This window comes from uncultured Pelagibacterium sp. (assembly GCF_963972885.1).
Taxonomy (GTDB): domain Bacteria; phylum Pseudomonadota; class Alphaproteobacteria; order Rhizobiales; family Devosiaceae; genus Pelagibacterium; species Pelagibacterium nitratireducens.
In genome coordinates, this window is record NZ_CAXAXY010000138.1 from 1 (window position 1) to 5766 (window position 5766).

A 5766-nucleotide genomic window follows, 5' to 3' on the forward strand; every position below is an offset into this window, starting at 1 on the left:
GAGCCATAGGGGTCCTGAAACACCATCTGCATGTCGCGCAACGTCAGCCGCGCGGCCCGCCCTGCCCGCTCCACCACCCGTCCGGCAAACTCCACCCGGCCCGCATCGAGCGGTTCGAGCCCCAATATCGCCCGCGCCAGCGTCGATTTCCCGCTCCCGCTCTCGCCCACCAGCCCCAGGCTCTCGCCCCGGCCAATGGTCAGGCTCACCCGGTCGAGCGCCCGAAACGTCTTCTCCGATCCCATCGAAAGTCCCGACCGCAACCGATAATCCCGTGTCGCCCCCTCGACCCGCAACAGCACCTCGCCAACCGCGCCCCGCACACGGGTTGGCACATGCGTGCTCGCAGCCACGAGCTGTCGGGTGTAGGGAGATTCGGGCGCATCGATCAGCCGCCGCGCCGGCCCCGCCTCCACCACCCTGCCTTGACGAAGCACCGCAATCGTATCAGCCATCCGCGACACCACGGCCAGATCGTGGGTGATAAGCATCAGGGCCATGCCCTCCTCACGCACCAGCCCTGCCAGCAGATCGAGAATTTGCGCCTGCGTCGTCACGTCCAGCGCCGTGGTCGGCTCGTCGGCAATCAACAGCTTGGGCCGCAGAGCAATCGCCATGGCAATCCCCACCCGCTGGCGCTGCCCGCCGGAGAGTTCGTGCGGATAGCGCGAGGGCGAAATCATCGCCCCCGGCAGCCCCACCCGTTCGAGCGTTTCCGCCGCCAGCCCCCGCGCCTCGGTCCGCCCCAGCCCGCGATGCACCCGCACCGTTTCGGCCACCTGGTCGCCAATGGTCATCAGCGGATTGAGCGCCGTCATCGGCTCCTGAAAGATCATTCCCATGGCCTGCCCGCGCAGACCGTTCATCTCACCTTCGCCTGCGGCAACCAGATCGCGCCCGTCCAACCCGATCTTCCCGGTCAGCTTCGCTCTGCCCGGCAACAGCCGCATGATCGACAGCGCCGTCAGCGATTTCCCCGATCCCGATTCGCCCACCAGCCCCAGAACCTTGCCCGCCCCGATCTCGAGCGACACATCTTCGAGAATCCGCGTGCCATCAATCGTCAGCCCCAGCTTTTCAAGTTCAAGAAGGCTCATCGTCCCGCCTTCCCCAATCGCGGATCGAACAGATCCCGCAGCCCGTCGCCAAGCAGGTTCAGTCCCAGCACCGAAAACACGATCGCCAGCCCCGGCACCAGCGCCACATGCGGCGCCAGCGAAATCATCGTCTGCGCCTCGGCCAGCATCCGCCCCCAGCTCGGCAGGGGTGGCTGCGCGCCCAGCCCCACATAGGCCAGCCCCGCCTCGGCCAGTATGGCCAGCGAAAACTGGATCGTGGCCTGAACGATCAGCATATTGCCGATATTGGGCAGCACATGTTCGAGCGAGATCATCACCCGGCCCTTGCCCGCCACTCGCGCTGCCATGATGAACTCGCGCTGCCACACGCCCATGCCCGCCCCGCGCGTCAGCCGCGCAAACACCGGAATGTTGAAAATCCCGATGGCAATGATCGCGTTGATCGCCCCCGGCCCGAACACCGCCGTGATCAGTATGGCGATGATCAGCGCCGGAAACGCGAACACCAAATCGTTGCCGCGCATGATGATGTCGTCGAACGCCGTCCCGGCCCGCGCCGCCGCGGCAAGCCCCAGCGGCACGCCAACCGCCATCCCCAGACCCACGGCCACCAGCGCCACGGCAATCGAGGTCTGCGCGCCCACAAGGATCATCGACACCATGTCGCGCCCGAAATGATCGGTCCCCAGCCAGTGCTCGGATCCGGGCGGCAGCAGCCGCTCACCAACCGCAATCAGTGTCACGTCATAAGGAGTCCAGAACAGCGAAAGCAGCGCCATCGCCGCCAGAATCGCGGTCAGTACCGCCCCGACACCCAGCCCGACCCTCATCGAGTCCCCCGCCGCAGCCTCGGATCGACCGCCGCATAGGCGATATCGACGGCAAACGTCACGACGATCACCGCAAACACGAGAATCATCACCACCGAGCGCACGACGATCAAATCGCGCGCCGTGATCGCCTGAAACGCCAGCCGCCCCAGTCCGGGCAGGTAAAAGACATTCTCGATGATGATCGCCCCGGCCAGAAGAAACGAAAACTGCAGCCCCATGATGGTCAGCACCGGGATCAGGGCATTGCGAAATGCATGCCGCCACAGCGCCTGGCTGCGCGTCAGCCCCTTGGCCCGCGCCGTGCGCACATAATCCTCGTCCAGCGTATCGAGCAGGCTCGAGCGCATCACCCGCGCCAGAATCGCCGCCTGCGGCAGCGCCAGCGCGATTGCCGGCAGGGTCAGCGCCATCATCGCCGCGCCCGGATCGTCCCAGCCGGGAAACCCACCCGATGAAAACCAGCGCAGCGTGACCGAAAACAGCAGCACGAGCAGCATGGCGAACCAGAAGTTCGGCAGCGCAATGCCGATCTGGGTCAGACCCATCGTGCCTGCATCAATGGGAGAATTGCGCTTGGTTGCCGCCAGAACGCCCAGCGGTATCCCGATCAGCGTCGCCAGCACCAGCGCATAGACCGCCAACGGAATGGAGACCCACAGCCGCGCCGCGATCAGCTCGATCGCCGGCGTGCGATAGGTGTAGCTGATCCCGAAATCACCACTGGCCATCCCGGCCAGCCAGGTCCAGTAGCGCACCAGTACCGGCGCATCGAGCCCCAGCTGCGTCCGCAACGCCGCCAGCGCTTCAGGGGACGCATTGAGCCCGAGCATGAAGCGCGCCGGATCACCCGGCAGCACCTCGAGCACGAAAAAGATCACCACACTGGCCACCAGAAGGCTGATGGCCAGCGAAACGGCGCGGCGCAGAACGAAATTCAGCATCGCGCCGGCCCGATTTGGATCACCGCGTCCAACGAACCTGCGTCAGATCGGTCGCCTGTGTCGGTGCATTCACCCACAACCCCTCAAGATCGGCATTCTGCACCCCGGCCTTGGCCAGTTGGAAAATATAGGCGTTGACGAAATTCTCCGAGATATTGCGCTGGAGATCGCCCAGCAAGGCGTTGCGCGCTTCCGGCTCGACCGTACGGGTCAATTCGTCCCAAAGCGCCACGAACTCGGGCGCCCCATAACCGAAATAATAGTCCTCGCGGCCATAGATCTCGATATCCATTGGCTCGGTGTGCGAAATGACCGTCAGGTCGAAATCGCCCTCGCCGAATACCTGTTCGAGCCACTGGGCCCATTCCACATTGACGATTTCGGTCTCGATTCCCACGTCGCGCAACTGCGCCGCGATGATCTCCCCGCCACGCCGTGCATAGACCGGCGGCGGCAGCGCCAGCGACAGCCGCAATCCGCTCACCCCGGCTTCGATCAGCAATTGCTGCGAGCGCTCGGGATCGTATTCCGACAATCCGGTCAGATCGAGATAGGCCGGGTGGTGCGGGGCAAAATGGGTCCCGATCGGTGTGCCATACCCAAACATTGCCCCGTCGATAACCGCCTGCCGGTCGATGGCATGGGCAATCGCTTCGCGCACGAGAACATTATCCAGCGGTTCGCGCCGGTTGTTCATCGCCAGAATCGTTTCGCCCTCGGTGGTCCCGACAACGACCTCGAACCGCGGATCGGCATCGAGTTGCGCCAGCGTCTCGGGCGCGGGAAACACCGGGAATGTATCGACGTCCTCGGCCATCATCGCCGCGAACGCCGCCGTCGGGTCGGAAATGAACCGGAATGTCGCGCGCTCCAGCAGCGCCGGCTCGCCCCAATAGTCCTCATTGCGCACCAGAGTGACGCTATCGCCCTGCCGCCAGTCCTCGAACCGGAACGGTCCCGTCCCAACAGGATCGGTCGCGTTGGTTTCCGCGCTCTCGGGCGCCACGATCACCGCGTCGCCCCAGGCCATATTGAAGGGAAAATTGCCGTTCGGCTGGCTCAGCGTCACCGCAACCGTCAGATCGTCACTCGCCTCGACGCTCTCGATATCGGCAAACAGGAATTTCTGCGCGTTGACCGAGTCATCGGCCCGCGCCCTATCGAGAGAAAACACCACGTCGTCCGCCGTCAGCGCCGATCCATCATGGAAACTCACGCCTTCGGTCAGATGGAAGGTATAGGTCAGCCCGTCCTCGGACACGTCCCAGCTTTGCGCCAGCGCGGGCAGAATATCGCCGTCCGGCCCGAATCGGGTCAGCCCTTCGAACAGATTTGCGTACACCACCTCGTCGATCGCCGCCGCCGCGTTCGATGTCGGGTCCATATGCGGCGGTTCGAGCACAAGCCCCACGACGATATCGCTCCGCTGCGCCAGCGCAGGCGCTGCCGCCAGAGCCGCAAACGCAAAAAGCACTGCCATACGAATGACTTGGCGCATCCTTCCTTTTCCTTCCCTTATGGGTACGTGCTGCCTAATATGCGGCAGGCCCCGCCCCTTTCACCCATAGTGCGGTTGGCGCGGATCGGCAACACTGGCCACCCGATGTGGAACATTGTGTACCGATTGGACATTGTCCTTGCATTCGCCATACTTATATTGGCATCGATTGCCTAACGATCACGAGGGTTTGCTATGGCCCACAATGAAAATTCATTTCTTGACCGCCTGCGCATCCGGCGCGCCGAGGCCGCATTGACGGCGACCGAACCCGTGTGGGTTGAAAACCTGCGCGATTTCGGGCTGATGGCGTCCGGCGTCTATCAGGATCTGCGCGGAGACACCCGCGAAAGCTTCATGCACTTCCGCCGCTGGCTGAAAGCAGGCTTTCGCAAATTCGGCAGCCGCGACGAGCGGTAGCCCATATTCTTTAGTGCCTTGATTGAATTGGCCGGGATCGTTTCCCGGCCTTTTTCGTTCTGCGAGTGCACCTTGCGGGGGCAAATTCCACAGCATCGAGGAGATACCATGCCGATAGTCAAAACCAGCCTTGGCGGGCTCGCACTTGCCACGTCCATCATCCTGGCGGGCTGTTCGACCACCGTCACCCCACCCGATACGTCAATGCCGCCGCCTCTCGATTGCGGTGCCCAGGCCCTCTCGGGCAAGATCGGTCAACCGGTCATCGGCAGCACAGCCCAGGATGTTCGCATCGACGGCCAGGCCGTCAACAGCGCCGGCACCGTCCGCGTCATCGCCCCGGGCATGGCCGTCACCCAGGATTTCCGTCCTGACCGCCTCAATCTCGAAGTGGACGACTCGGGCAATCTCGTCCGCGCCTATTGTGGCTGACATCGGCAGACGATCGGACCGGCCGGGCGCCAGGAGTGCCCGGCCCCTCCTGTGACCTTATGGCAACTTTGTGATGCCCGCGGGCAAGCCCCAATGAAACCGGGGGCCGCTCTGCCGCATTTCCCTCTCGATTTGAGGAGTCCATAATGCGTCAGATTGTTTTTGCTCTGTCCTTCGCCCTTTTCAGCGCATCCAGCGCCCACGCCATCGAATGTCTCAACGGCCAGTCCGGCGATATTCTCAGTCTCGAAAGCTGGGAACTGCTCGACAGGGACAATGAGGCCGAAAAGACCATCAACATCGCCCTCCACCACAGCGGGCCCGTCGGCATCCGCCTGATCGATGCAACCGTGCGCTTCGAGGATGTCCTGGGAGAGCGAATCGGCGAATTTCCGCTCGAACGCGCCGACGGCATCGGCGCCGGGCAGGACCATATCCTGAACGCCGTCGTCGCCGGCACGATTCTCGAGCGCCTGGAAAATCTTCACCCCGACGACGTCATCGGCATCGCCTGCGTCAGCGCCTTGGTCTACGAGGATGGAACGCTGCAGGATTTCTCTGAG

7 protein-coding genes are annotated in these 5766 nt (G+C 63.5%); 3 read left to right on the forward strand and 4 right to left on the reverse strand.

What is annotated here, in order from left to right; all coding sequences use genetic code 11:
• The 4 genes from AACZ55_RS15265 to AACZ55_RS15280 form a co-directional block, all read right to left on the reverse strand.
• Nucleotides 1–1097: ATP-binding cassette domain-containing protein (locus AACZ55_RS15265; protein ID WP_339647483.1), on the reverse strand; the 1097-nt coding region annotated here is incomplete at its 3' end.
• Complete coding sequence (locus AACZ55_RS15270) at nucleotides 1094–1909, reverse strand: ABC transporter permease (RefSeq protein ID WP_339647484.1); 816 nt, start codon at nucleotides 1907–1909, stop codon at nucleotides 1094–1096. The genes AACZ55_RS15265 and AACZ55_RS15270, both read right to left, overlap by 4 nt.
• A complete protein-coding gene (locus AACZ55_RS15275; protein WP_339647485.1) occupies nucleotides 1906–2853 on the reverse strand; it encodes an ABC transporter permease in 948 nt (315 codons plus the stop codon). Before AACZ55_RS15275 ends, AACZ55_RS15270 begins: the two co-directional genes overlap by 4 nt.
• A gap of 19 nt (nucleotides 2854–2872) precedes the next feature.
• Nucleotides 2873–4351 (reverse strand): ABC transporter substrate-binding protein, encoded by a 1479-nt coding sequence (locus AACZ55_RS15280; protein ID WP_339647487.1) that lies wholly within the window; start codon nucleotides 4349–4351, stop codon nucleotides 2873–2875.
• Between the two features lie 195 nt (nucleotides 4352–4546).
• On the opposite strand from AACZ55_RS15280, the gene AACZ55_RS15285 reads away from it, so the two are divergent.
• The 3 genes from AACZ55_RS15285 to AACZ55_RS15295 form a co-directional block, all read left to right on the forward strand.
• A complete protein-coding gene (locus AACZ55_RS15285) occupies nucleotides 4547–4771 on the forward strand; it encodes a hypothetical protein (protein WP_339647489.1) in 225 nt (74 codons plus the stop codon).
• Nucleotides 4772–4879: 108 nt separating this feature from the next.
• Complete coding sequence (locus AACZ55_RS15290) at nucleotides 4880–5203, forward strand: I78 family peptidase inhibitor (protein WP_339647491.1); 324 nt, start codon at nucleotides 4880–4882, stop codon at nucleotides 5201–5203.
• Nucleotides 5204–5349: 146 nt separating this feature from the next.
• Nucleotides 5350–5766 (forward strand): hypothetical protein (locus tag AACZ55_RS15295; protein ID WP_339647492.1); only part of this gene is annotated, 417 nt, incomplete at its 3' end.